At 34.5% G+C, this 278-nt stretch carries 1 protein-coding gene; it reads left to right on the top strand.

From position 1 onward, the window contains the following. Positions 1-166: 166 nt before the first annotated feature. Positions 167-278 (top strand): plasmid segregation protein ParM domain-containing protein (gene parM / locus RTW80_RS29065; RefSeq protein WP_312721575.1); only part of this gene is annotated, 112 nt, incomplete at its 3' end.

Here is a 278-nt window from a genome sequence, read left to right as displayed (position 1 = left end):
CAACATGCATTCATATTTGTGAAGTATGAAATATGAAGTATGTCATGTGATGTAATAAATATTACTTGTGTTTTGTGATTTCATAACTATGATAGTGCTCAAATTGAGTATTACCTTGCAACCAGAAACAGTGATTTACTCAGATTGAGTATTTAAGGGGCTATAGATGAACGTATACTGCGATGATGGTTCAACAACAATCAAGTTGGCATGGAATGACAATGGAAAAATCTGTAAGTCGTTGTCGCAAAACTCATTTCGTCATGGATGGAAGGTTG

Origin of the sequence: Escherichia sp. AM3, from assembly GCF_032029835.1 — a bacterium.
Taxonomy (GTDB): Bacteria; Pseudomonadota; Gammaproteobacteria; order Enterobacterales; family Enterobacteriaceae; genus Escherichia; species Escherichia coli.
This window is presented reverse-complemented; position numbering and strand designations above follow the sequence as displayed.